The sequence below is a fragment of the Pseudomonas fluorescens genome (genome assembly GCF_902497625.1).
Lineage (GTDB): Bacteria > Pseudomonadota > Gammaproteobacteria > Pseudomonadales > Pseudomonadaceae > Aquipseudomonas > Aquipseudomonas fluorescens_BQ.
In genome coordinates this window covers 21033-46248 of sequence record NZ_CABVGX010000047.1, presented here as the reverse complement: position 1 = coordinate 46248, position 25216 = coordinate 21033, and the positions used below count along the sequence as shown (strand labels likewise).

At 57.5% G+C, this 25216-nt stretch carries 24 protein-coding genes; 9 read left to right on the top strand and 15 right to left on the bottom strand.

Annotated features, from left to right (window positions below):
- On the top strand, positions 1 to 679 hold a 679-nt coding region (locus F8N12_RS22705), incomplete at its 5' end, for a Tim44 domain-containing protein (RefSeq protein ID WP_150582387.1).
- Between the two features lie 137 nt (positions 680 to 816).
- Positions 817 to 1224: an SMI1/KNR4 family protein gene (locus F8N12_RS22700; RefSeq protein WP_150582386.1), complete on the top strand. Its 408-nt coding sequence runs from the start codon at positions 817 to 819 to the stop codon at positions 1222 to 1224.
- Positions 1225 to 1394: 170 nt separating this feature from the next.
- Here F8N12_RS22700 and F8N12_RS22695 read toward each other — a convergent pair whose 3' ends face one another.
- Positions 1395 to 3158, bottom strand: a complete 1764-nt coding sequence (locus F8N12_RS22695) for a cation:proton antiporter (protein ID WP_150582385.1) — start codon at positions 3156 to 3158, stop codon at positions 1395 to 1397.
- A gap of 281 nt (positions 3159 to 3439) precedes the next feature.
- Between F8N12_RS22695 and F8N12_RS22690 the strand changes: the two genes are divergently transcribed.
- Positions 3440 to 3922 (top strand): acyl-CoA thioesterase, encoded by a 483-nt coding sequence (locus F8N12_RS22690; RefSeq protein ID WP_150582384.1) that lies wholly within the window; start codon positions 3440 to 3442, stop codon positions 3920 to 3922.
- A gap of 66 nt (positions 3923 to 3988) precedes the next feature.
- On the opposite strand, the gene pdxY is transcribed toward F8N12_RS22690, so the two are convergent.
- Positions 3989 to 4861 (bottom strand): pyridoxal kinase PdxY, encoded by an 873-nt coding sequence (gene pdxY, locus F8N12_RS22685; protein WP_150582383.1) that lies wholly within the window; start codon positions 4859 to 4861, stop codon positions 3989 to 3991.
- Positions 4862 to 4978: 117 nt separating this feature from the next.
- On the opposite strand from pdxY, the gene F8N12_RS22680 reads away from it, so the two are divergent.
- Positions 4979 to 5392, top strand: coding sequence for a DUF3301 domain-containing protein (locus F8N12_RS22680; RefSeq protein ID WP_150582382.1), 414 nt, complete (start codon positions 4979 to 4981; stop codon positions 5390 to 5392).
- Positions 5393 to 5401: 9 nt separating this feature from the next.
- On the opposite strand, the gene F8N12_RS22675 is transcribed toward F8N12_RS22680, so the two are convergent.
- Positions 5402 to 6367 (bottom strand): CobW family GTP-binding protein, encoded by a 966-nt coding sequence (locus F8N12_RS22675; protein WP_150582381.1) that lies wholly within the window; start codon positions 6365 to 6367, stop codon positions 5402 to 5404.
- A 25-nt stretch (positions 6368 to 6392) separates the two neighbouring features.
- Here F8N12_RS22675 and F8N12_RS22670 point away from each other — a divergent pair, with 25 nt between their 5' ends.
- Positions 6393 to 6749 carry an NADH:ubiquinone oxidoreductase gene (locus F8N12_RS22670; protein ID WP_150582388.1) on the top strand — a complete coding sequence of 119 codons (357 nt, stop codon included), beginning with the start codon at positions 6393 to 6395 and terminating at the stop codon, positions 6747 to 6749.
- A gap of 12 nt (positions 6750 to 6761) precedes the next feature.
- Here F8N12_RS22670 and zigA read toward each other — a convergent pair whose 3' ends face one another.
- Entirely contained in the window at positions 6762 to 7970 is a 1209-nt protein-coding gene (zigA, locus tag F8N12_RS22665) for a zinc metallochaperone GTPase ZigA (RefSeq protein ID WP_150582380.1), read from the bottom strand.
- A gap of 128 nt (positions 7971 to 8098) precedes the next feature.
- On the opposite strand from zigA, the gene folE2 reads away from it, so the two are divergent.
- Complete coding sequence (folE2, locus tag F8N12_RS22660; RefSeq protein ID WP_150582379.1) at positions 8099 to 8998, top strand: GTP cyclohydrolase FolE2; 900 nt, start codon at positions 8099 to 8101, stop codon at positions 8996 to 8998.
- A 154-nt stretch (positions 8999 to 9152) separates the two neighbouring features.
- On the opposite strand, the gene F8N12_RS22655 is transcribed toward folE2, so the two are convergent.
- Positions 9153 to 9674, bottom strand: coding sequence for a DUF3617 domain-containing protein (locus F8N12_RS22655; protein ID WP_150582378.1), 522 nt, complete (start codon positions 9672 to 9674; stop codon positions 9153 to 9155).
- Between the two features lie 130 nt (positions 9675 to 9804).
- On the opposite strand from F8N12_RS22655, the gene cls reads away from it, so the two are divergent.
- Positions 9805 to 11244 (top strand): cardiolipin synthase, encoded by a 1440-nt coding sequence (cls, locus tag F8N12_RS22650; protein ID WP_150582377.1) that lies wholly within the window; start codon positions 9805 to 9807, stop codon positions 11242 to 11244.
- Here cls and cfaB read toward each other — a convergent pair.
- The gene (gene cfaB / locus F8N12_RS22645; RefSeq protein WP_150582376.1) at positions 11241 to 12428 is read right to left on the bottom strand and encodes a C17 cyclopropane fatty acid synthase CfaB; all 1188 of its coding nucleotides are present in this window, start codon (positions 12426 to 12428) and stop codon (positions 11241 to 11243) included. The two genes, cls and cfaB, sit on opposite strands and share 4 nt — an antisense overlap.
- Positions 12429 to 12611: 183 nt before the next feature.
- Between cfaB and lpdA the strand changes: the two genes are divergently transcribed.
- Positions 12612 to 14012: a dihydrolipoyl dehydrogenase gene (gene lpdA, locus F8N12_RS22640; protein ID WP_150582375.1), complete on the top strand. Its 1401-nt coding sequence runs from the start codon at positions 12612 to 12614 to the stop codon at positions 14010 to 14012.
- A 39-nt stretch (positions 14013 to 14051) separates the two neighbouring features.
- Here the strand turns inward: lpdA and F8N12_RS22635 are convergent, their stop codons facing one another.
- A complete protein-coding gene (locus tag F8N12_RS22635) occupies positions 14052 to 14528 on the bottom strand; it encodes an Lrp/AsnC family transcriptional regulator (protein WP_150582374.1) in 477 nt (158 codons plus the stop codon).
- A gap of 145 nt (positions 14529 to 14673) precedes the next feature.
- On the opposite strand from F8N12_RS22635, the gene F8N12_RS22630 reads away from it, so the two are divergent.
- Positions 14674 to 15303 (top strand): LysE family translocator, encoded by a 630-nt coding sequence (locus tag F8N12_RS22630; RefSeq protein WP_150582373.1) that lies wholly within the window; start codon positions 14674 to 14676, stop codon positions 15301 to 15303.
- Here F8N12_RS22630 and F8N12_RS22625 read toward each other — a convergent pair whose 3' ends face one another.
- The 8 genes from F8N12_RS22625 to glmU all read right to left on the bottom strand — a co-directional run bounded on the left by F8N12_RS22625 (position 15304) and on the right by glmU (position 25189).
- Entirely contained in the window at positions 15304 to 17424 is a 2121-nt protein-coding gene (locus tag F8N12_RS22625) for a hypothetical protein (protein WP_150582372.1), read from the bottom strand.
- Positions 17411 to 18604, bottom strand: coding sequence for a DUF3142 domain-containing protein (locus F8N12_RS22620; protein WP_150582371.1), 1194 nt, complete (start codon positions 18602 to 18604; stop codon positions 17411 to 17413). Before F8N12_RS22620 ends, F8N12_RS22625 begins: the two co-directional genes overlap by 14 nt.
- 119 nt (positions 18605 to 18723) lie before the next feature.
- Positions 18724 to 19350: a glutathione S-transferase family protein gene (locus F8N12_RS22615; protein WP_150582370.1), complete on the bottom strand. Its 627-nt coding sequence runs from the start codon at positions 19348 to 19350 to the stop codon at positions 18724 to 18726.
- 130 nt (positions 19351 to 19480) lie between these two features.
- Positions 19481 to 20383 carry a LysR family transcriptional regulator gene (locus F8N12_RS22610; protein WP_150582369.1) on the bottom strand — a complete coding sequence of 301 codons (903 nt, stop codon included), beginning with the start codon at positions 20381 to 20383 and terminating at the stop codon, positions 19481 to 19483.
- 59 nt (positions 20384 to 20442) lie between these two features.
- On the bottom strand, positions 20443 to 20844 hold the full coding sequence (locus tag F8N12_RS22605; protein ID WP_150582368.1) for an NUDIX hydrolase: 402 nt from the start codon (positions 20842 to 20844) through the stop codon (positions 20443 to 20445).
- Between the two features lie 178 nt (positions 20845 to 21022).
- Entirely contained in the window at positions 21023 to 22855 is a 1833-nt protein-coding gene (glmS, locus tag F8N12_RS22600; protein ID WP_150582367.1) for a glutamine--fructose-6-phosphate transaminase (isomerizing), read from the bottom strand.
- A 1-nt stretch (position 22856) separates the two neighbouring features.
- Entirely contained in the window at positions 22857 to 23633 is a 777-nt protein-coding gene (locus tag F8N12_RS22595) for a DeoR/GlpR family DNA-binding transcription regulator (RefSeq protein WP_150582366.1), read from the bottom strand.
- A 188-nt stretch (positions 23634 to 23821) separates the two neighbouring features.
- On the bottom strand, positions 23822 to 25189 hold the full coding sequence (gene glmU / locus F8N12_RS22590) for a bifunctional UDP-N-acetylglucosamine diphosphorylase/glucosamine-1-phosphate N-acetyltransferase GlmU (protein ID WP_150582365.1): 1368 nt from the start codon (positions 25187 to 25189) through the stop codon (positions 23822 to 23824).
- Positions 25190 to 25216 lie beyond the last annotated feature (27 nt).

The following is a 25216-nucleotide window of genomic DNA, read 5'->3' as shown; positions in this document are numbered from 1 at the left end:
CGCCAAAGCCGGCGGTGCTTCGCGCTGGCTCGGCCCTCTGGCCGGTATCGCTGCCGGTGGTCTTCTTGCTTCCATGTTCATGGGTGGCGGCTTCGAAGGCATGCAGATCTTCGATATCCTGATCATGGCGGTCATCGCCTTCCTGGTCTTCCGTTTCATCGCCGCTCGTCGTCGCAAGCAGCAGTCGCACATGGCTCCTGCCGGCGCACCGATGCAACGTGAAGTGTTCGAGCAGAAGCCAGCAGGCATGGGCTCGATCTTCGGCGGTTCGGCTGCACCTGTCGCCGCTCGCCCGGTGATCAACGCACCGGCCTGGTTCAATGAAAACAACTTCATTGAAGCGGCCCGCAACCACTTCCAGTCCCTGCAGCAGCATTGGGACGCCAATGAGATGGACAAGATCTCCGAGTTCGTGACCCCGCAACTGCTTGAGTTCCTCAAGCGTGAGCGTGCCGATCTGGGTGACGGTTTCCAGTCCACCTACATTGATAACCTCAGCGTTCAGCTGGATGGCGTTGATGATCGTGCGGACAAGACCATCGCTACCCTGACCTTCAGCGGCCTGTCGAAGACTTCACGTTTTGACCAGGGTGAAGCATTCAGCGAAAGCTGGAACATGGAACGTCCACAAGGCGAGAACCAGCCTTGGCTGGTGGCCGGTATCCGCCAGAACGGCTGAACCGACCCGCAGTAAACGTGTCGCAATAAAAAGCCCCGGCCTTTGGCCGGGGTTTTCCATTTCACGGTTGCATCTATTGCGAGCTACTGTATAAACCGCCCCAACCTAACCGCGCCAACAGCAAGAGGATCCCGGACGTGGAAGAAATCATCGAACAACTACGTGAAGCCAACGAACCAGTACCGGTCCCCTTGGAGTTGCCCGACGAAGACGTTCTGGTCGAAATCGAAGAACAGCTGTTCATCGACATTCCGTTTGTTTTCAGAGAATTTTTGCTGACAGTCAGCGACGTGGTCTACGGCAGCCTGGAACCGGTTACCGTCACCGATCCGCAGTCACATACTTATCTGCCGGACGTGGCAGCTAATGCCTGGGATGCGGGCGTTGATCGTAGTCTTATCCCTATCTGCCAGGACGGCGACGACTACTACTGCGTCGAGGAAGACGGCACTGTGGTGTTGTGGCAAGCGGAAGAAGAGTTGGTCGCAGAAGAAACCTGGGAATCGGTCTGGCACTGGGCGCGGGATGTGTGGCTGGAAAGCTGATCAAACCGAAGCTCCTACTGTGTAGCAGCTGGCGCAGCCTGCGTCCGGCTGCAAAGCAGTCGTAAACGCGGTTGAGCCGCTCAACCAAAAATGCTTCGTCGACTCTTTTTACGACTGCTGCGCAGCCGGACGCAGCCGGACGCAGGCTGCGCCAGCTGCTACAGGTTGGATCAATGACCTGTGGAGTCCTTGTGATTATCAAGGGTTTCCAGCAGCGCTACTTGCATCCGCGTGTGCACGCGGATGAACCAGCGCCACAGCAACGCCGCCACAGCAGCCGCCACTACGGCGATCAGCATCAGCAACTTGTTGGTCGGCAAGATGCTCGCCGACAAGGCTGCCAAAAGCAGGAAAATTACCAGCAACGAGAGGATCGGGATGACTTCCGCGATCACCCGACGCACCCGCTCGGTATGGCGCCCCGCCATTTCCGGCTTCACCCCCATCTCAGCCAGCAACATCGACAGCGCCTTGAGCTTGCGATAAGCCGCAATCAGGAACGGCAGCGAAAGCAGCAGCGCGCCACCCCAGATCAACGCCTTCTGCCAGCTCGGGTCGCTGATCCAGTCCTGTAGATAGGTCGACATGCGTTCGGCGAAAAAAGCACCTGAGAAGAAGATCGCAATCACCAGTGCCAGATTGACCCCCACCTGCAGCAGAATCCTCCTGATCATCGACGCCAGCAGCGCGCCCTCACCCTGCGGCTGAATGCTGCGCAACCATTCGCCGTACATGCTCAACACCCGCCCCAGCCGTTGTGGCATGACGCCGGCGAGCTTGATGGATAATGGATCCGCCGCACGAATCAGGTACGGCGTCAGTAGTGTGGTGAGCACGGACACCGCCACCGCTACCGGGTAGAGAAAGTTGCTGGTGACCTGCAGGGTGATGCCCAGCGACGCGATGATGAAGGAAAATTCGCCAATTTGCGAAAGCCCCATCCCTACTCGCAGTGAGGTACGTCCGTCATTGCCGGCGATAAAAGCACCCAAGCCGCAGGACAACATCTTGCCGAGCACTACCGCGACTGTGATGACGGCGATCGGCCAGGCATATTCCAGCAAGATCATCGGGTCGAGCATCAGCCCGATCGCGACAAAGAAGATGGCGCTGAACAGGTCGCGAACCGGCTCGATCAACCGTTCGATTTTCAGCAGCTGACGGGATTCGGCCATGATTGCGCCGATCAGGAAAGCCCCGAGCACCATGCTGTACTCGAGTTTCACCACCAGCAGACAGAAACCGAAACACAGTCCCAACACCGTGATCAGCAGCATCTCGTTGCTTTCAAATTTGGCCACGTAAGCCAATAGCCTCGGCACCAGCAAAATACCGATGACCAAGGCGACGATCATGAACAGCGACAGTTTGCCGACCGTGGAAAAAACTTCACCGGAACTCACCGTACCGCTGACCGCAATGCTCGAGAGCAAAGCGATAATGCCGATCCCGAGGATGTCCTCAACGATCAGCACGCCAAAGATCAGTTGCGCAAAGCGCTCGTTTTTCATCTTCAAGTCGTTGAGCGCTTTGACGATGATGGTGGTCGAGGAGATCGCCAGAATTGCGCCGAGGAACAGCGAGTCCATGGTGTTCCAGTCAAACCAGCGACCTATTTCATAGCCAATCCAGATCATCAGCACGATTTCGAGGAAGGCCGCGATAAACGCCGTAGCGCCAACCTTGAATAGCTTGCGCAAGCTGAATTCGAGTCCCAGACAGAACATCAGAAAGATGACCCCGAGCTCGGCGAGGGTCTTGATGGTTTCTTCATCGTGGATGAGGCCGAACGGTGGGGTATGCGGGCCGATAATGAACCCTGCAACGATATATCCCAGAACCACTGGCTGTTTGAAGCGGTGAAACAACACGGTCACCACACCCGCGACCAACATGATCACTGCCAGGTCCTGAATAAAACTGATGGCATGCATGGCGTGGGCTCCTTGGGACAGCGCTCAATCGCCAGACGTGGGAAATGTCGGGCTGAGCAGGGTAAAAATCCGGTTTACGCGTGGGAATAGCCCGCAAGACGGGCATCCGAAGGGTAACACCGCGACTTCCTGCAGAAAGGCAGTGCAATATATGGAAACAGATCGATTCGGCGTGACGGCAATGGCATGCCCGGCGTCCCGATAACTGAGGTTTGCAAAAACCGATCAGGCATTCGTAGAGATGCATTTTCCCTGAACCTGCCCCGAACCTTGAGAACGCTATGGAACCCGGAAACGCCCAGCTGTCGATGACGGTATTGATGACTCCCGACATGGCCAACTTTTCTGGCAATGTCCACGGCGGCACCCTGCTCAAGTACCTCGATGAAGTCGCTTATGCCTGCGCGAGCCGTTACGCTGGCCGCTATGTGGTGACCCTATCGGTGGATCAGGTGATTTTCCGTGAGCCGATTCACGTGGGTGAACTGGTGACCTTTCTGGCCTCGGTCAACTACACCGGCAATACGTCGATGGAAGTCGGCATCAAGGTGGTGACTGAAAACATTCGCGAGCGCTCGGTGCGGCACACCAACAGCTGCTTCTTCACCATGGTCGCCGTGGATGACCAGCGCAAACCCGCGCCAGTCCCTCCATTGCAACCGCAGAACAGCGAAGACAAGCGCCGCTTTATCCAGGCTCAGCAGCGTCGGCAGATCCGCCAGGAACTGGAAAAGCGATATCAGGAAATCAAAGGCGACGTCTGAAGCCCAGATCTTAAGCGCTCCCGTCAGGAGCTGCCGAAGGCTGCGATCTTTTTCGTCGCAGCCCGCTTACATACTGATCGCAGTCGCCTCGAACCGCACTCGCGGATGCGCAATTCGATCCTGTGCTCGCACCAGCTGCAATTCGTAGCTGGCGCAGGCCTGAGTTTCCAGCAGCACCTCATGCACCGCCGCTGCGGCGAATTCAAACGCCGCCACCAGGCTGTCGCCCAACAGCACCCGCGCCAGAAACAACCCTGATGTCAGGTCGCCCACGCCCACCGGTTGACGCGGGAACGCCAACAGCGGACGGCGCAGATGCCAACTCCCCTCGCCCGTCACCAGCAACATCTCGAAGACGTCCGCCGGTTTGCCGGGATAGTCCAGATGCTTGACCAGCACCGCTTTCGGGCCACGCGCCAACAAGGCGCGCGCCATCGCCAGGCAGTCAAACAGCGACTGCGGCTTGCGCCCTGAAAAGCTGTCCAGCTCCAGCTGATTCGGGCACATGAAGTCGGCCATGGCGGCGGCTTCTTCCAGAAGGAAATCGCTGACTTCGGCTGGCACGCTGCAACCTTTTTCCGGGTGACCCATCACCGGATCGCAGAGGTACAGCGCGTTGGGGTTGGTCGACTTTATGCGCGCCACACCGGTGAGGATCGCCCGGCCCTGGGCCGCGCTGCCGAGGTACCCGGACAGCACCGCGTCGCAGTTGCCCAACTCGCCGATGGCGGCGATGCCTTCGATCAACGCCGGGATCTGCTGCGGCGCCAGCACTTCGCCGCTCCACTGACCATATTGGGTGTGGTTGGAGAACTGCACGGTGTTGAGCGGCCAGACATTGACCCCGAGGCGCTGCATCGGGAAAACCGCCGCGCTGTTACCGGCGTGACCAAACACCACGTGGGACTGGATGGCGAGCAGATGGGGCGTACGTTTCATGCGTCAGTTCCGTCAACCGGTTGGAATTCAAGCCGCGCAGTATGCGACGAAACGCAGCCTGTACGACACACCGGCGAGGCAGTTAAGCTGACGCTATCTTGTTGGAGCACCTTGCTGATGCTGACCCTCGGAAATATCTTCGTGCTGATGCTGCTCGCCGTTGGCGGCGCGTGGCTGTGGCACAACCATGGCTTGCGCGAACGGGCGCTGGAGCGGGTCAAGCAACATTGCGGGAAACTCGGCATCGAGCTGCTGGATGGCAACGTCGCGTTGAAGAAAATCGCGTTCATTAAGGACGCCAACGGCCGCAAGCGTCTTGCCCGCGTGTATAACTTTGAGTTCACGGTGACCGGCGAAAGTCGCCATATCGGCACTATTACCCAATTCGGCGCACACAGTGCGCAGATTGAACTGGCACCCTACCCGATGCCGTTTGACGACTCGCCGGTTGTCGACGACGTGGCGAAGCCCCGGGCTCAAGTCATCGAGTTGAGTCAGTGGCGGCAGGAACACACCAAATGGCGGCCCTGAAACAAGTGGTCAACTGGAACGGCAGTTGAACAGCGCTGCTTGCAGTGCGCCAATGTCCTGCGGCTCATTGAAGATCAATTCAATCCGCGAATCGTTTCGCCACTCACTGGATCGCCATTCCAGGGCTGAATCCTCCAGCGCATTCGCCGACACCCAACCCTGACCGCTGTGGATGACCAGCTTCGCCCGCTGCCATTGCAGGCTTTGAAGCCATTCAGCAATCCGCGCAGACTCGAGAACCTGCGCGGGATGCCAGCGCCAGCCAATGCTCCAACCGCCCTCTTGTGCCTGGCTTGAGCAAATCGGCAGCGAGGGGTCGGGCCAGACCGTTGGCATCCGGGCGAAACCCTTGGTGACAACAAAATTATCCACACCCACCAGTGCTTTCGTCCCGAATCCGGGAAGCTTTTCCAAGGGCAGCGCGGCCTGGCGGGTCCAAATCAAAGGAAGTGGCGCCAATTGTGAAGCGATTTGCTCACAGGTGAACTCGTCCAGGCCCTCGGACTTGTTGAGCAACACGAGTCCTGCGCTGCTCAATGCTTCACGCTGCGCCGCTGGCAAGGGCTTCCCGGCAGCGAGTGCCTGAGCGTCGAGCACCATCACGCACGGCTGCACGGTCAACACACCGAGCCATGGAGCCTCGCTCAACTGCGCCAGCAACTGCGCCGGATGGCCAAGGCCCGACGGTTCGATAAACAAACGGTCGGGCCGTGCCTTGCGCAGCAACCGTCCAAGACCGATCTGAAACGGCACGCCATTGACGCAACATAAACACCCACCGGCCACTTCTCCCAATGCGATACCCTCGTCATCGCGGGTCAGCAACGCAGCGTCGAGCCCGATCTGGCCAAACTCGTTGATGAGCACTGCCCAACGCTCATTCGGCGGACGCTGCGCCAACAGATTTTCGATGAGGCTGGTTTTACCAGCGCCCAGAGGGCCTGCAATAACGTGGGTCGGAATGTTCTGCAGCATGCTGAAATTATCTGAGGAGGCGAGAATGGGGTTGAGAGGATTGTCGCTGTTGTGGGCTCTGATGTCAGGAGAAGTGTTGGCTCAGGCATGTGTGGTACATAGTACGGCTGAACGACTTGATGTGAAGGTCTGCCAACAGAACCGCAGCATCCCGCAGACACTCTTCGCCGACGGCTTCTGCCAGCCCAACCTGCGCGGGCAGAAGATAGAGGTGCAGTACGTCGATGAGTGCCCTGCCGGCGCTTTTGGTGTGTGTAGCAACGCTCAAGTTGCCAATATGCCGTACCGCCAGGACATCCACTATTACGGCGTGGCGACGGATGCAGCTTACCTGAAACCTTTTTGCCAAAGTCAGAGCCAGGGGACATGGCTGAAGCCATAAGCCCAACACCGCCTACGCTGCGTCCTCGACGTACCACGGACCAAAAGGGTCGGGCATTTGCAGCCAGGTCGTCACCCCTGAAGCCATCTCGGCATCGCTCAACAGACAGTTATCCAGCGCTGCAGTGAGTAACGCAAAGTCGATGTTCTGGCCAATGAACACCAATTCCTGCCGGCAATCACCGGTAGCTGGCGTCCAGTTTTTCATGATTGCTGTGGTACTTTCCGCGTCTTCGGGCCACTGGTCTTTCGGCACGAAGCGCCACCAGCGACCGGCAAATCCGTAGCGCATCAGGCCACCGGCCTGGGACCAGCTCCCTGCATCCATGTGCTTGCTTGCCAACCAGAAGAAACCTTTGGAGCGCAACAGGTTTCCGTTGGTCCAGTGCCCGTTGATGAAATCGAAAAAACGTTGCGGGTGGAAGGGTCGCCGGGCCCGGTAGGCCTTGCTGGCAATGCCATACTCATCGGTTTCCGGCACATGCTCACCGCGCATTTCACGCAACCAGCCCGGCGCCTGGGCCGCTTTGTCGAAGTCAAAACGACCTGTGTTGAGGATTTTCTGCAGCGGGACCTCACCCATGACCATTGGAATGATTTCCGCCTCGCAATTGAGTCGCTGAAGTATCGCCATAAGCTCCTGCCGCTCGTGGCTGCCGACTAAATCGATCTTGCTGATCAGGATGACGTCGGCGAATTCGATTTGCTCGATCAGCAGGTCGGTGATGGATCGTTCATCCTCATCACCCATCGTCTCGCCACGAGATGCCAGGCTCTCAGCGGCCTGATAATCCAGCAGAAAGTTGACGCCGTCGACAACGGTGACCATGGTGTCGAGCCGGGCGATATCGGCCAGGCTCTGCCCACTGTCGTCGCGAAAGGTGAACGTCTCCGCTACGGGAAGTGGCTCGGAAATGCCGGTGGATTCAATCAACAGGTAATCAAAGCGCCCTTCCTTGGCCAGCTTGCTCACCTCTTCCAGCAAGTCTTCGCGCAACGTACAGCAGATGCAGCCATTGCTCATCTCCACAAGTTTTTCTTCCGCGCGGTTCAAACTGACGTCACGCTGAACATCGCTGCCGTCGATATTGATCTCGCTCATGTCGTTGACGATGACAGCGACGCGAAGATTTTCGCGGTTGCGCAGCACGTAGTTCAGCAGCGTGCTTTTGCCGGCACCGAGAAAGCCTGAAAGGACCGTGACGGGGAGTCGATTGGGCATCGGGTATTCCTCAAGGGGAGACTGAGCTGACGCCTTAACCAAGCAACACAGAGGCTAGGAAAAAGGCGTGGTTGATTTATATGTAATAACATAACATATGCGCATCGATCTCCACGATGGATTTGCTCATGAACGCGCTAACGCTCCCGGATATATGCGCCCGTCCCTCTCACACTCCGCTACCACTTGAATGGGTCGGCATGCATGGCATCGCATTGCCTGTTCTATACGACGGCCAGCATCTCAGCGCGAAAGCTGATGCCGGTGTGAGTCTCGATCAAGGCGATGCACGCGGCATTCACATGTCACGGCTGTATCTCGCACTCGAAATGCTTGAGCGAGAGAATCTCACTCCGGCGCTTTTGCGCCAGCTGCTGCAAAAATTTCTCGACTCACACGATGGGCTTTCAAAAAATGCATATCTGAAAATACGAACCGGGCTTTTATTGCGCCGGCCCGCGTTAGTCAGCGCCTTGTCAGGTTGGAAGAGCTATTCCGTGAGCGTGAATGCATCGCTTGAAAACGAAATGTTCCACGTGGAACTTTGTGTGGAAATTCCTTATTCCTCCACCTGTCCTTGCTCGGCAGCCCTTGCGAGGCAACTGATACAGCGGAAATTCACTGCTGATTTCGCCGAACGCCCACTGTTGCATACCGACGTATTAGCCTGGCTGGGCTCACCACATGGCATCGTTGCGACGCCACACAGCCAGCGCAGTCAGGCAGATGTGCGAATTCGCCTGGATGATTATCTGGACAATCTGCCGCTGATGGCTGTTATCAATGACACGGAAGCTGCCTTGGGCACAGGCGTGCAAACCGCGGTGAAACGCGCGGACGAGCAGGCATTTGCATTGGCCAATGGGCAGAACCTTATGTTTTGCGAGGACGCCGCCCGGCGATTGAACGGTGCACTAAAACGTTCTCCTGGCATCAATGGCTTTCACATTCGCGTGGTCCACAGCGAAAGCCTGCACGCTCATGACGCAGTAGCGGTGAGCCGTTGGAACTGGGAGGTCGACTCTTGATACCTTTTCAATTGATCCGCCATTAATGGCGGAATCGTCCACGCGGTCGCTACGGAGATCAGTTGGGTATATATAGAGCGCACCCATCAAATGATGGGTGGACGGCTGACAAGGCACTGCAGTATGAATTTTGATCTGTGAAGCAGTCACCCACTCAAGCGCGCGGTTTCACCGTTCCGCATTCCTTGCCCAACCAGACTGCGCGAGTATCAAGGCTGCCCTTCTGCTGAATCCCGGTCGCGTTGAAGGTGCCATTAACCTTGGTGGTAAATTCACGATCGCTGAGAAAAGTTGCGACTCCAGCACCTTGTGCCTTGGGGCAGCTGAAGCGGAATTTCCACTGGTTACCGTTGCGCTCAGTGATTTCCTGTTTGCAACCCGACTGCGGATCGGTCAGCGGGATATTATCGGATCGGACTTGCTCTGGCGTAAGGCAAGCGCGGATGCCTTTTCCGCCCATGGTAATGCCCTGTTTTTCCAGTTGGGCCCGCTGTTCGGGCGTCATCTGGCTTTGAAGCTGACCGAGGATCAATTGCAGGTCGGGCAAATTTTGATCATCAACTTTCATGTTGCTCGAGGTCAGTTCCCACAACCCGGGTTGCAACATTTGCGCTTGGGCAGCGACAGGAAATGCCAGACCAAAAGCCACGGCCAAACCCAGCAGACGTACGTTCATCGTGTAACTCCTGATCAGTAGTGGCCGTTAGACGTCAGCTGCGGGCTTCGGTTCATGGACCAATTAAATAGCGACATTCTGCACGGAACATGGTCTGTTAAGCATTGAAACTTCAGGAGCAAGGCAGCCCATGGATTATTTTGGCCCGCATGTTTTCGGGTACCTGATCGCGTTGATCCACACGCTCGGCATGGTTGCTGCGATCCATGCCGTACTGACCGTCCGCACGGCGCAAGGCTCCATCGCCTGGGCATTGTCACTGTTTTTCATTCCCTATCTCACACTGATTCCTTATCTGGTATTCGGCCGCAGTACCTTCGATGGCTACATTCAGGCGCGTCGCCAGGCCAACGAGGAAATGCGCAAAGCAATCTCCGAGCTGAACTGGCGGCCTTGGGTTGAAGAGGCGCTGACCGCGCGCGCATCAAGCGCATACGCTTCCTTGAGAGCGATGCCAAAACTGGGACGCATGCCCTGCCTGGCAAACAACGAAGTGCAACTACTGATCAATGGGCAGGCGACGTTCGAATCGATATTCGAGGCGATTCGTGGCGCCAGACAGGCAGTGCTGATTCAGTTTTTCATTATCCACGACGATCGACTCGGCCGGCGTCTGCAGACGTTGCTGCTGGAAAAGGCTGCGGAAGGCGTGGCCGTGTTCCTGCTGTATGACCGCATCGGTAGCCACTCCCTGCCTAACAGTTTTGTGCAGCCATTGCGTGATGCCGGTGTGGAAGTCAAAGCGTTCGCCACGCGCAGCGGGTGGCTCAATCGCTTCCAGGTCAATTTCCGCAATCACCGCAAGATTGTTGTGGTGGATGGAGTGCTGGGTTTCGTCGGCGGTCACAACGTCGGCGACGAATATATGGGAGAGAAACCCCCGCTGGCACCTTGGCGCGACACTCATGTCAGGGTATGCGGACCAGTTGTAGCATGCATGCAGGAATCGTTCGCCGAGGACTGGTTCTGGGCAGCGCGGTCATTGCCGCCACTGATTTTGCCCGATGAATATCCGGAAGACGGCGTGCTCTGCCAGCTACTCGCGAGTGGCCCTGCAGATTCCTACGAAACATGCTCGCTGTTCTTCGTCGAAGCCATACACGCGGCGACTGAACGCGTATGGATAACCAGCCCCTATTTCATTCCCGACGAGGCGGTATTCGCGGCGCTACGACTCGCAGTATTGCGTGGGGTTGATGTGCGAATTCTCCTGCCCTCACGACCCGATCATCGAATCGTTTACGCTGCCTCCAGCCTCTACGCCTTCGAAGCAGTACGTGCCGGCGTACGCATGTTTCGATATGAGCCGGGTTTTTTGCATCAAAAAGTTGTGTTGATCGACAGTGAAATTAGCGCAATCGGCAGTGCAAACATGGATAACCGTTCGTTCCGGTTGAATTTTGAAGTGATGCTGTTGACCGTCGACAGTACGTTCGCCGCCCAGGTAGAGCAAATGCTCAATGACGATTTTGCCAATGCGTACGAAATCGCTGCGCAAGACCGCCGGGAAACGCGCCGCCTGCAACAGCTCGGCATGCGCGTCGCCCGGTTGATCTCACCGATCCTTTAAGGTGTATAGATATCGTCGCGCGTCCAGGGCAGTTCATGACTGCCATCGGCGTGCGCTTTTACAGCCAGGATCTGGTGAAGGTTGATCCAGCCTCGGGCGAATGCATAAGCGCATCCTGCCAGGTACAGGCGCCATATGCGCAAAGCCTGCTGAGGTACAAGGCTGGCCGCGGCTTCGAGATTGTCTTCCAGCCGCTCGCTCCAGTGGTCAAGCGTGCGGGCATAGTGCAGCCGCAAGCTCTCAACGTCGACGATCTCCAGTCCGACCTCACTGATCTCCGCGCAAATCATCGAAAGGTGCGGTAGCTCGCCGTTGGGGAACACGTATTTTTCAATGAACTCACCGGCACCGCGTCCCACAGGACGTCCATCCGTGTGCTTGGCAGTGATGCCGTGATTCATCACCAGCCCCCCCTCCTTCACTGCGCCGAACAGGGTGCGGCAATACTCTCGAAGATTCGCGTGGCCGACGTGCTCAAACATGCCGACGCTCACGACTTTGTCGAACCGGCCATCTTGCGGCAAATCGCGATAATCGAGCAGTTGAAGCTCAATCTGGTCGTCCAGACCTTCGGCCTCTACCCGTTCACGAGCAAGGGTAAGTTGCTCTTTGCTGAGCGTAATTCCGAAAACCTTGACTCCGAATTCTCTGGCGGCGTAGCGCGCAAGCCCGCCCCAACCGCAGCCGACATCCAGCAGGTACTCGCCAGGCTGCAGTCGTAGCTTGCGACACAGGTGGCGAAATTTAGCTTGTTGCGCCTGCTCCAGGGATTCACTGCCGGTCTCGAAGTACGCACATGAATACGCCATGTCGCTGTCGAGCCATAATTGATAGAACGCATTGGAAAGGTCGTAGTGGTAGGAAATAGCCTTGGCGTCCGTTTCTTTGTCGTGCATGGCGCGGACTGGCTGATCGTCGTCACCCTCCTCGAGCAATGCCTGGCTCCACTCATCACAGACACGGATCACATCGCTGATAGAGCCTTCAAGCTCAAGTTTGCCCTCGACGAACGCGGCCCCGAGAGCATCCAGGCTCGGGTGCGTAAATTGAGTCACCATTTGTGGGTCCTTTACCACAATCGTCACACTGGGCGTAGGGCCCAGGTTAAATTCATGACCATCCCAGAGTCTCAGGCGGAGCGGTAACTGCAGATTCTGTAAGGCCGGTGGAAGTTGCGCGAGCATGAAGAATCCCCCTTGTTTCAGACGTCTGAATTGAGGGTAGCCCATCCACGAAAAATAGCTGGCTATCGATAACGTAGCGTTTGCCTATTGTCATGGTTACAGCTGCAGAATTTGTTCCACGTGGAACGCGTTTCTTTTCTAGACTGAGAAAGCCTTCTATCTACCGCGTAACGGGAGTTATTCATGAGTCATTATGATGTAGTGATTTTGGGCGGAGGACCTGGCGGCTATAACGCCGCGATACGCGCCGGCCAGTTGGGTTTGAAAGCTGCCTGCGTAGAGGGACGCGCGACTCTCGGCGGTACCTGCCTGAATGTCGGCTGCATGCCATCCAAAGCCCTGTTGCACGCATCTGAACTGTACGACGCCGCCATGGGCGCTGAATTCGCCAACCTGGGAATCGAGGTCAAACCCACGCTTAATCTTAAGCAGATGATGAAGCAGAAGGATGAAAGCGTGACAGGCCTCACCAAAGGCATCGAGTTTTTGTTTCGCAAAAACAAAGTCGACTGGATCAAAGGCTGGGGCCATATCGATGGCCCGGGCAAGGTGACGGTGACCGATGGCGAGGGCAACAAGACCGAGCTGAGCGCGAAAGACATCGTGATCGCAACGGGTTCTGAACCCACTCCTCTGCCGGGCGTGGCCATCGATAATCAGCGCATTCTTGATTCCACGGGCGCACTGGCGCTGGCAGAAGTCCCCAAGCATCTGGTTGTCATCGGCGCCGGTGTTATCGGTTTGGAACTGGGTTCAGTATGGCGACGCTTGGGCGCCCAAGTCACCGTGGTCGAGTTCCTCGATCGGATCTGCCCGGGTGTGGACGGTGAAGCCGGTAAAACGCTACAGCGATCTTTGAGCAAACAGGGCATCAACTTCAAGCTGGGTTCGAAAGTTACCAGCGCGACAACGTCGGCAACCGCTGTGCAGTTAAGCGTCGAACCGGCGGCCGGTGGAACAGCTGAAATGTTGGAAGCGGACTACGTTCTGGTCGCGATCGGCCGCCGTCCTTACACCCAAGGCCTGGGGCTGGAAAACGTTGCTCTGGCTACCGACGCGCGCGGGATGCTCGCCAACAAGAACCATCGGACTGAAGCCGCCGGGGTGTGGGTCATCGGTGATGTAACGTCCGGGCCAATGCTCGCTCACAAGGCTGAAGACGAAGCCATGGCCTGCATCGAACAGATTGTGGGCAAGGCAGGTGAGGTCAATTACAACCTCATTCCCAACGTCATTTACACGAAACCGGAATTGGCCAGCGTCGGCAAAACCGAAGAACAACTAAAGACCGAAGGCCGGGCCTACAAGGTCGGCAAATTCCCCTTCACTGCCAATAGCCGCGCGAAGATCAATCACGAAACCGAAGGCTATGCCAAAGTGCTGGCGGATGAGCGCACCGATGAAATCCTGGGCGTGCATCTGGTTGGCCCGAGTGTCAGTGAAATGATTGGCGAATATTGCGTGGCCATGGAATTCAGCGCGTCCGCTGAAGACATCGCCTTGACCTGCCATCCACACCCTACCCGCTCCGAGGCACTGCGCCAGGCAGCGATGAATGTCGAAGGGATGGCGACGCAGATGTGATATCGAAGCTGATCGCATTCACGCTACCGGTGATTGCGATCAGCTCGTTGGTAGATGCGCCAACGGTAGCGCCCCAGGCGCTTTCACCGTGTTGATCGCGAAGTTGCTGCGGATATCACTGATGCCCGGCAGCTTCAACAATCGCTCGGAAAGAAAGCGATCATAACTACGCAGATCTGGCACGACGACCTGTAAGAGGAAGTCGGATTCTCCGGAAACCAGAAACGCCGAAATCACTTCAGGCAATGCCGTCACCGCAACACGAAAGGCTTCAGCTCGTTCGTCCGTGTGTCGTTCGACTTTAACGCCGACAAAGACGGTCAATCCGAGCCCCACTTCATCCCGGTCCAGGATGGCCTGATAACCGCGAATCACGCCCGTCTCCTCCAGCATCCGCACGCGACGCAAACACGGTGAGGCCGACAGGCCGATCTCGTCTGCCAGTTGGACATTGCTCAACCGGCCGTCTCGTTGCAGGGCCGAAAGGATTTTGCGATCAAAGGCATCCAATTTCATTTTGGTAGATCCTGATGGTCAGTCCGAACTTTTGTAGTCATTCCTGCCAATACTAGCCGGATTACCGACCCAGTACGCAACCACCTGCTCTGCCCTTGCGCCGTACACTTTCAGCATCGAATCGATGATGAATCAGGAGCTGAACATGAGTGGACTCTGGCCGTTTTTGATGGCGCTGGCAGTGGTTTTGTTATTACCAGGCCCCGACATGGTTCTGCTGCTACAAACCGGCGCGCGCCTGGGCAAAGGCTCGGCGTTGGCAACCGCAGTCGGCTTAGCCATCGCCCGCGTTTGCCACGTTGCAATGGCTGCGCTCGGGCTGGCATTGCTGTTCGAAACCGCGCCATGGACCTTCGACGTTGTCCGCTATGCGGGTGCCGCATATCTGCTGTGGATCGGCATTCAATGCCTCAGAACGACGCTGCTTCCAGCCATTGGAGAGGCATCATCAACCCCAGAAAAATCCCAATGGCGTGCAGCCATCCGGCGCGGCTTACTGACCAACTTGCTCAACCCGAAAGCGCTACTGTTCTGCTCAGTGCTACTGCCGCAGTTTGTTGACCCCCACACTGGCCCGGTTCTCGGGCAATTCGCCCTTCTTGGGCTGACGCTGGTGGGCGTCGGCTTGGTGTTCGACAGCACCTATGCGCTCGCTGGCGCAGCATTGGGTCGCTGGCTGCAGCGCAACCCTACGGCCCAGCGCTTGCAGCAGTGGCTGTTTGGCAGCCTGCTGATTGCATTTGCCGTGCGCCTGACCTTTGTACAGCAGGCCTGATCAGCCCCGTGGCACTCGCTTGCGACGGATGATCAGCCACAATGCCGCAGCCGTGAATGCGACCACGCCGCCATATTGCAGCGGCTTTTTATAGGGTCGTAGTGCTGCGCGTATCGGGCTCAATGCCTGGGTCACGTAGCGCTTGTCAGCCTTGTGGAAACTTGGGTACGGACATCTCTCGCCGAAGAACAGCGCCCATTGCACGTACGGACCCTCCTTGACGTAGCGCTGGTAGAACACCGCTTTCTCCTTCGCATCGGTATTCCATCCTGTCGCCGCGCACAGCACCGCGGCAAAAGCCTCGCTGGAATGCGGCAGATTATCGGCCGCTTGGCTGGCCAGTGAGTTGGCGACGAATCGATAGTGATAGCGTTGATCCGGCTGCGCAGCACTGGCCTGCTGACGCTGAACTTCACCCTCAGACACCAACGGGCCGACATTGAGTGAGGTTGTTTCGAGACGGTAATTGCCACCGAACGTCGCGTAATCCGGCGCCATCTCGTAGCCGAGGATTTCCATCCCCCACTCCCGTGCCATCCAGGCCGAATTAAACAATGCTTCGGCACGCGTCGTCGGCCACCAGGCGGCTTGGGCATCTTGGCGCAGTTGAGCATAAGCCTTGGCTTTATTTTGCAAATCAGACTCACCGAAATACTGCGGAGCTTCCTCATAACGCTCTTCTCGAAGCAGGCGCCGTCCGAGCAAATCACGCAACCTGGCCGCCACCGGCAGAGGCTCATGGCTGTCACGGAACTGCTGACTGCGAACAGGTGGCGCCGGCACGTTGCTGTCTACGTAATGTTTGAGCTCGTCCACGCTCAGCACACGCTCGGCAACACTGGCGGCGTCAAACCAGTAAATGCCGTTACTTCGATAAAGCTGATCGAACGCCTGAAGGTAATCGCCGCGTTGCAATGCAAGGATCGCACTCTCGCCTTCGACCCGGCACTTCGGATGCAGCGATTCGACACTCCAGTCCAGCGTTCGTCGCTCGCCCCAGGATTCGTCTTGCGGAAAGGCTTGAGCTGCCTTCGCGTAAGCTGCGGCTGCGGCGTTTTTGTCGCCGTCTCGCATCGCCAGTTTCGCCCGTAGCCACCACGTAAGCCCGCCATCCCCTGCGTGCTCAAGAAGCGCTTTGGCATTATCGTAATCACCCTGTTGATAACTCACCGCCGCCAGACGATCAGCATTATCGAAGGTGCCACGGGTGCTGCTTTGCAAAAGCTCGATCAATTTCTTTTCGTTGGCGGGTTGTTCACCGAACGACCAGCCAAGTCGGCTGAGCAACGACGCCGTGACCAGTTGTTGCACCGGCTTATGTTGCAGCAGCAATGCCAGCTGGTTGTCCGGCATCAAGCTCAGCCGGGCGACCAATAGCTTCAGCGAGGCGTAGCCCACGTCCGAACCTTGGGCATTCTGTGTGGCGTAAAGCTCGATTGCCGTGCTCCAGTCGCCCGAATCCAGCGCTACGCGTGCTTGCTCGCCGAGACTGGCGACGCCCAGTTCCAGTGGGTCGCTGAAACCTTCAATGCTCAGTTGTCGTGTCAGCTCGAAGGCCTGCTGCGACTGATGCAGCAGATCCGACGAGGCGTTCGCTTCATGGCTCAGGTTAAACAGTGCACGTCCCAATGAGTAAGCAGCCCAGGTGCTGCGCAAGGCGCGTTGCTCTGCCGGCAGCGCGAGCACACGCTGAAAATACTCGACGGCCAGAGGATAATCGCCAGCGTTGAAAGCGACAGCACCCGCCAGATATAGCCTGAATTCATTTGAGAGACTCACACCTTGACGATCGACATTATGAGCATCAGTCAAAGTGCGCAGGTGTTTGAGAAGGGCCTGTTGTTCAGCGGTCAGCCCCGCCAACTCGGCTTGGCCGCGCTGTTCAGCGAGGTCCAGCGCAACACTGTCGCCGACCGGCGCAGCGATTTGTTTCAACCCGTTGATGGCCTGTCCGAGACGACTTACCTCGAATCGGAAATTGCCTTCAGGTAGCTCCGCTAACGTCTGCCCGCGATTGTCGAGCAGGCGCATCGGGAAGTCCGGACCGCATGCCATTGCCGTGCCCAACGGAAAACCCAGGCTCAGGCAAAGTAGATGGCGAGGCCAGTTACGGGTAAACATTCGAATTTCCTTGTTCAATCGATGTGCAACGTGCCCAGCCAATAGCGCGCTGTCCGCCGGCCAGTATCCGACCTTCACGCTGGCGGGTGAAGGTAAGCAGTTCCGGACTCTGTTGCAACGTGTAACCCGCCAACGCGTCGGCGCCCTCACAGCCCTTCACGGCGAGCGTCATACGCACTGGCCAGGCCGTATCGAGGTTGCCTTCATTGCTGAGGCTGATGTCATGGAGACCCTGCCGGCCGGACACTTTCAATGACAGGCGACTGTCGAGCGGCACACCCTGCACCACCGCTCGCAACGTCGTCAGGCTCCAGGCTCTACGGTCATTACTCAACGGAAGACGAAACCAGATCAGGCCTGCCAGATGCTTCAACTGGTCACTGCGCAACTCTGCAGCGAGTTGACTTAACTGCTGTGGGTCAGCGAGCAATTCGCGACGTTCTCCACCTTGATCGAGTGCGACCTCGCTTTCCACGCGCGGCACACCGTCGCCGGTCAGCAAAGCAACACCGTAAGCCGGTAGTGCAAGATAAAAAGGTTTGGCAGTGACGCTGCTCCATTGAACCGCCCACTTCCTTGCCTGAGTCGGATCAAACAGGCCCTTGCGCGGATCGTCCACCGCGTGCACTTGCAGGACGCTGCTGTCGACCGACGCCAAGAGTGCCGGCAATGCACGACTGTTCAGCCAAGAGGGCAATGCAGTGATGCTCAGAGTAAGTGAGGTCGGCAAGGCGCTGCGCAGGTGCACCAGAAGTTTCTGATACTCAGGCAGCCGCGCTGTACCGGCGTCGTGATCGATTTCCACACCAGAGATGATCACGCCCTGCTCTGTCCAGTCAGTGAGTACTTGCTGGATCTGCGCGAGGATCTCGCCCTGATTCAATGACCGCAGTTGCCCATCAAGACGCACAACCGCAATCACTGGACGCCCATCCGCTTTGAGCAGCGCGGGGTTTATCCGCGCCCGCACCCAACCTTCGCCAGGAAATGCCTGCAGGGCCAGGATACGTAAGGTGGAAAAGTCACCTCGGCTATCGCTTAGCGCCCCTTCATGAGCTGGCGTCCATTGCCGTTGCCAGATATAGACCTGCTGATCCAGCGGCGGCGCCTCGCCTGGTTGGCAACCCCCGAGAAGTATCAGCGATGCCATCAAAATCGACAGACGAACAAGAGAAACCATAAGACATCCTTGGAGGCTGACGGAGGCAGCGTCCTGCAGATGCTACAGGTTCAGCCCCGGAGGCGGCGAGGATGGGCCAATCAACTATTTACGCGTTCCACGTGGAACATTCGAAAGAATCAGGTGGTTGTCTGCAGACCTGCCGCCGTGCGCGGCATGCCTACAAACCCGGGCAACGCTTCAACCCGTGCCAACCACGCGCGTATATTCGGGTAGGCATCCAGTGACACATTGCCTTCTGGTGCATGAGCGATGTAACTGTACGCCGAGACATCTGCGATGGTGGCTTCATCGCCAACCAAAAACGCAGATCCGGACAATTCCTGATCAATCATTTTGAGCCAGGTGTGGGCATAAGCGATCACTTCTTCAGCGTTATAAGCGGCGCCGAACACCGTAATCAGCCGTGCCCTGGCGGGACCAAATGCAATAGGACCGGCAGCAATCGACAGCCAACGCTGGACTTTAGCGGCGCCAACCGGATCAGTCGGTAGCCAACGACCCTTGCCATACTTCTGCGCCAGATACGTCAAAATCGCGTTGGAATCAGAGAGCACCACACCTTGATCATCAATGGCAGGTACCTGACCCAGCGGGTTGATCGCGAGATAATCGGGTTGCTTGTGTGCGCCTTTTGCCAGGTCGACAAAAACCAGCTCGGTCGGTAACTGCATGAGGGAAAGCATCAGTTCCACACGGTGAGCGTGGCCGGAACGCGGGAAATTGTAGAGTTTGATGGCTTGCATGATCAACTCCGCTGGGTAGGTGGCGCCGTTCAGGAAGGTCAACGCCAATGGCCGTCAATCTTGCTCTTGCACCCATTCCAATGGAATCACCATGGAATGCAATCCGTAATTTCAGCCAGTGGAATAATATTCAGACATGTAAGGCAGGGTGAGCGCGAAGCGCTAACACCACCAGGTCGACAAAGCTGCGAATCCGCGCCGGAGCCTTACGCCCGCCCTGGTAAATCACATGAACGGGCTGTGGCGGCAGCTCAAAGTCCGCCAGAACAATTTCCAGTTCCCCTGCCGCCACTCGGCTCGCCACCTGATAAGACAGGACCCGAGTGAAACCAAGACCCAGACATGCGGCGTTAATGGCCGCCTGATTCGACGTCACTACCAGGCGCGGTTGAGGGCGCACCGCCAGCGACAGTCCAGCTTCCTGAAAGGCCCAGCTGCGCTGCTGACCGATGGCTGAGGTCGCAACGACCGGCACATGAGTCAGTTCTTGAGGATGCCGCGGTCGGCCATGAGTCTCGATACACTTCGGCGAAGCACAGATTACACGGCGAATTTCCCCCACACGGATCGCGTGCTGGTTGCTATCTGGCAACTCGGCAATACGCACCGCGACATCAATGCCCTCCTCCACCATGCTCACCACACGATCAACGATCAATGCGTTGATGGTGACGTCTGGAAATCGAGTCAGATAATCCACCATCACCGGCGTCACAAACAATTCGCCAAACAATACCGATGCAGTGATCGACAGGTGGCCACGCGGTTGGGTGTGACTGCCAGCAGCCGAATCCTCAGCTTCCTGCACTTCAGCGAGAATCCTCCGACAATCCTCAAGGTAGCGTTGACCCGCCTCGCTCAGGTGCACGCTGCGGGTGGTGCGCGTCAGCAACGGCGTGCCGATGCGTTTCTCTAACGCTGCCACAGCGCGGGTAACACTGGCTGCCGACATGCCTAGACGCCGAGCCGCTGCCGAAAAGCCCTGATCCTGAGCAACAGCGGCGAACACCTGCATTTCCTGAAATCGATCCAATGGGCATGTCCTCGGTTCGCAGTTGCCGGGGCTGCGCTGACTGCTTACGTGGCGGTGATCTAGCGCAAGTTCAGATAAATCGGCATCACATGATCGAGCGTCAAGGGTGCCAACTGTAAGTGTGCGTAGCTATGACGGTCGACCCATATTGCCGACTCAATCTCGGCGGCAGCCTTGACCGGAGCGCTTACGGAAACCTGAAACAATTCGCAGCGTACCTCGAAGCCGGGTTCGTTGGCTGCGGGCGAACTGAAAGCGCCTAAAAACAGCGCTTGATCTCTGTCGATCTGAATCCCGAGTTCTTCATGCAGCTCACGAGCCAGGGCATGCACAGGCAGTTCACCAAGCTCGATCTTGCCGCCGGGCTGCATGAAAAAAACCGTGTTGCGTTTGCGTACTAGCAAAGTCTTGCCGTCGGAGCCTATCAATAGAGCGGCTGCGATGTGGATTGTTTGAGGCATGGACAGGCCTTTGATAGCCGTGGGGGATACGGATGCCGGCCGACGGGCTTGGCCGAAGCATAAAGCCAGGAAACCCGAGGGCTTCCTGGCTTTGTTTTAACCGTTAGTGGAGGCTACTGGATGGCCTCCATGATGCGAAGGTGTAACGGCAGAAGCCGTCATACGCGCTGTGGATAACTTACTCCACAGTCACCGACTTGGCCAGGTTGCGCGGTTGATCAACGTCAGTGCCTTTGAGCACAGCAACGTAGTACGACAGCAACTGCAGCGGGATGGTGTAGAGGATTGGCGAGAGGATGTCGTGGATGTGCGGCATGTGCACGACGTGTGTGCCTTCGCCATTGGTCATGCCAGCCTGCTCGTCAGCAAACACGATCAGCTCGCCGCCACGGGCACGGACTTCCTGAAGGTTGGATTTGAGCTTCTCAAGCAGCTCATTGTTAGGCGCGACGGTAACCACCGGCATGTCGTTATCCACAAGCGCCAACGGACCGTGTTTCAGTTCACCGGCCGGATACGCTTCGGCGTGGATGTAGGAAATCTCCTTGAGCTTGAGGGCTCCTTCCATCGCTACCGGGAATTGCGCACCGCGACCCAGGAACAGCGTGTGGTTCTTCTCGGCAAACAGCTCGGCGATTTTCTCGACGGTGCTGTCCATGGCCAAGGCTTCACCCAAGCGAGTTGGCAGACGGCGCAATTCTTCGACCAGCGTGGCTTCAACGCCTTCTGCCAATGTTCCGCGAACCTGACCCAGGGACAGGGTCAGAAGCAAGAGACCGACCAATTGAGTGGTGAACGCTTTGGTGGAGGCTACGCCGATTTCGCGACCTGCTTGCGTCAGCAGTGTCAGGTCGGATTCGCGCACCAGCGAGCTGATGCCGACGTTGCAGATGGCGAGGCTGGCAAGGAAACCCAGTTCTTTAGCGTTGCGCAGCGCGGCCAGGGTGTCCGCGGTTTCGCCCGACTGTGAAATGGTCACGAACAATGTGTCCGGCTGGACCACGACTTTGCGGTAGCGGAACTCACTGGCCACTTCCACCTGGCACGGGATGCCGGCCAGTTCTTCCAGCCAGTAACGGGCAACCATGCCGGCGTGGTAGCTGGTGCCGCAGGCGACGATTTGCACGTTGCGCACTTTCGCGAACAGCTCGGCAGCCTGTGGACCAAATGCCTGCACCAGCACGCCATTCGGGCTCAAGCGGCCTTCGAGGGTACGTTGCACAACGGCCGGTTGCTCGTGGATCTCCTTGAGCATGAAGTGACGGAACTCGCCCTTGTCGGCAGCTTCTGCGCCGTCGCGGTACTGCACGGTTTCACGCTCGATGGCTTCGCCGTTGACGTCCCAGATTTGCACGTCATCGCGACGGATTTCAGCGATATCGCCTTCTTCCAGATACATGAAACGGTCAGTAACCTGACGCAGGGCCAACTGGTCGGAAGCAAGGAAGTTTTCGCCCAGGCCCAGACCGATCACCAGCGGGCTGCCGCTACGGGCAGCAACCAGGCGGTCCGGCTGTTTGGCACTGATCACGGCCAAGCCATAGGCGCCGTGCAGCTCTTTGACAGTCGCCTTGAGAGCCACGGTCAGATCGTGCAGATCCTTGAGTTTATGGTTCAACAGGTGAGCGATCACCTCGGTGTCAGTGTCCGAGGTGAACACGTAACCCAGGTCTTTGAGCTGTGCGCGCAAGGCTTCGTGGTTCTCAATGATGCCGTTGTGCACCACCGCCAGATCGCCGGAGAAATGCGGGTGAGCATTGCGTTCGCAAGGCGCGCCATGAGTGGCCCAGCGAGTGTGCGCAATACCGAGCCGACCGATCAGCGGCTCTGCTTCGAGGGCGATTTCCAGCTCGCTGACTTTGCCCGGACGACGCGTGCGCTCGATCTTTTCATCGTTGGTGTAGACCGCCACGCCGGCGCTGTCATAACCACGGTATTCCAGGCGCTTGAGGCCTTCGAGCAAAATGGCAGTGATGTTACGTTCTGCGACTGCACCAACAATTCCACACATGCTATTTCTCCTGGCTGACCGGCGCGCAAATCAAATTGATGCCGCGAGCCTGTATCTGATCGCGTGCCTCGAGCGGCAGCCGATCATCTGTAATAAGGGTATGGATGCTGCCCCAAGGCAGTTCCAGGTTGGGAATCTTGCGGCCGATCTTGTCGGCCTCGACCATCACCACAACTTCCCGGGTGACTTCAGCCATGACGCGGCTCAGCCCGAGTAATTCGTTGAAGGTCGTGGTACCGCGCAACAGGTCGATGCCATCGGCACCGATGAACAGCTGATCGAAATCGTAGGAACGTAAAACTTGCTCGGCAACTTGCCCCTGGAAGGATTCGGAATGCGGGTCCCAAGTGCCGCCGGTCATCAACAGCACCGGCTCGTGTTCGAGTTCGCTCAAGGCTTTGGCAACGTGCAGGGAGTTGGTCATGACAACCAGACCCGGCTGCTGACCCAGTTCGGGGATCATCGCTGCCGTCGTACTGCCGCTGTCGATGATGATTCGGGCGTGCTCGCGAATTCGCGTAACTGCAGCACGGGCGATCGCCTGTTTGTGCCGGGACACTGGCTGCCCGACATCGGCCACCAGCTCCTGAGGCATGGTGATCGCACCGCCATAACGACGCATCAGTAAGCCGTGCGTTTCCAGCGCTGCGAGATCCTTTCGAATCGTAACTTCCGAAGTTTCGAAACGCTTGGCCAATTCATCCACACTCACCTCACCTTGCGCGTTAAGCAAGGCAATAATGTTGTGGCGACGTTGTGGCGTATTGCGTTTTGACATGGCGACTAAGTTTCGATTCGAAAGATAACGGAAGCAATCAAAACCTATTGGCGAAACTTCGTCAAGCGGGGATCGATGAAATGTTCGGTGGGGGACCTGTAGGAGCCGGCTTGCCGGCGATGCGTTTTCTCAGCGCATCGCATTGGTCTGATCGCCAGCAAGCGGACTCCTCAAGGACTGTGGATAACTTAAGGCTTTTTGATTTTCACGGGGCGTTTCCAGCCGTCGATGTTGCGCTGACGTGCACGGCCCACCGCCAATTGTGAGTTATCCACATTCTGGGTAATGGTCGACCCGGCTGCAGTTGTCGCACCGTTGGCGATTTCAACAGGGGCTACCAACGAGTTGTTGGAACCGATGAATACGTCGTCGCCCAAAACGGTCTTCCACTTGTTGGCGCCGTCGTAGTTGCAAGTAATCGTTCCCGCGCCAACGTTGGTGCGAGCGCCGACTTCAGCGTCGCCCAGGTAGGTCAGATGGCCGGCTTTGGCACCTTCACCCAAGTGAGCATTCTTCAGCTCAACGAAGTTACCCACATGCGCGCGAGCATCCAGCACGGTACCCGGACGCAGGCGTGCAAACGGTCCAGCATCGCTGCCTTCACCGAGAACCGCGCCGTCGATGTGACTGTAGGCTTTGATCACTACGCCTTTGCGCAGGATGCTGTCTTTGATCACGCAATTGGGCCCGATGATAACGTCGTCTTCTATAACGACCTTACCTTCAAGAATCACGTTGATGTCGATCAGCACATCGCGCCCGACTGTGACTTCACCACGAACGTCGAAACGTGCCGGATCGCGCAGGGTGACGCCTTGGGCCATCAAGCGGCGGCCGGCGCGCAATTGATAGTGACGCTCCAGCTCGGACAGTTGCTTGCGATCGTTGGCGCCCTGCACTTCCATCGCGTCGTGGGGCTGCTCGGTGGCAACCACCAGGCCATCACTGACCGCCATCGCAATCACGTCGGTCAGGTAATACTCGCCTTGGGCATTGTTGTTGGACAGACGACTCATCCAGCCACCCAGTTGCGCGAAAGGCAGCGCCAGAATACCTGTGTTGCCTTCGCTGATCGCGAGCTCGCTTTCGTTGGCATCCTTCTGCTCGACGATGGCAGTTACTTGGCCATCGGCGTTTCGGACAATGCGCCCGTAGCCCGTCGGATCGTCCAGTTCAACTGTGAGCAAACCGAGTTGCTGTGGGGCAACCTGCTTGAGCAGGCGCTGCAATGTCTCGACTTCGATCAATGGCACGTCACCGTACAGAATCAACACGGTGTCGGCTTTAATGAATGGCACGGCTTGAGCGACAGCATGGCCAGTGCCCAGCTGTTTGTCCTGCAAGACGAAATTCAGATCATCGGCAGCCAGACGATCACGCACAGCATCGGCACCGTGGCCTATGACCACGTGGATGCGCTGCGGATCGAGTTGCCGTGCACTGTGGATAACATGGCCGAGCATCGAGTTGCCGGCAATCGGATGCAGGACTTTCGGCAGAGCCGAACGCATGCGAGTGCCCTGGCCAGCAGCGAGAATAACGATTTCGAGAGACATGACTGGCTACCAATCCTGGGTGGTCAG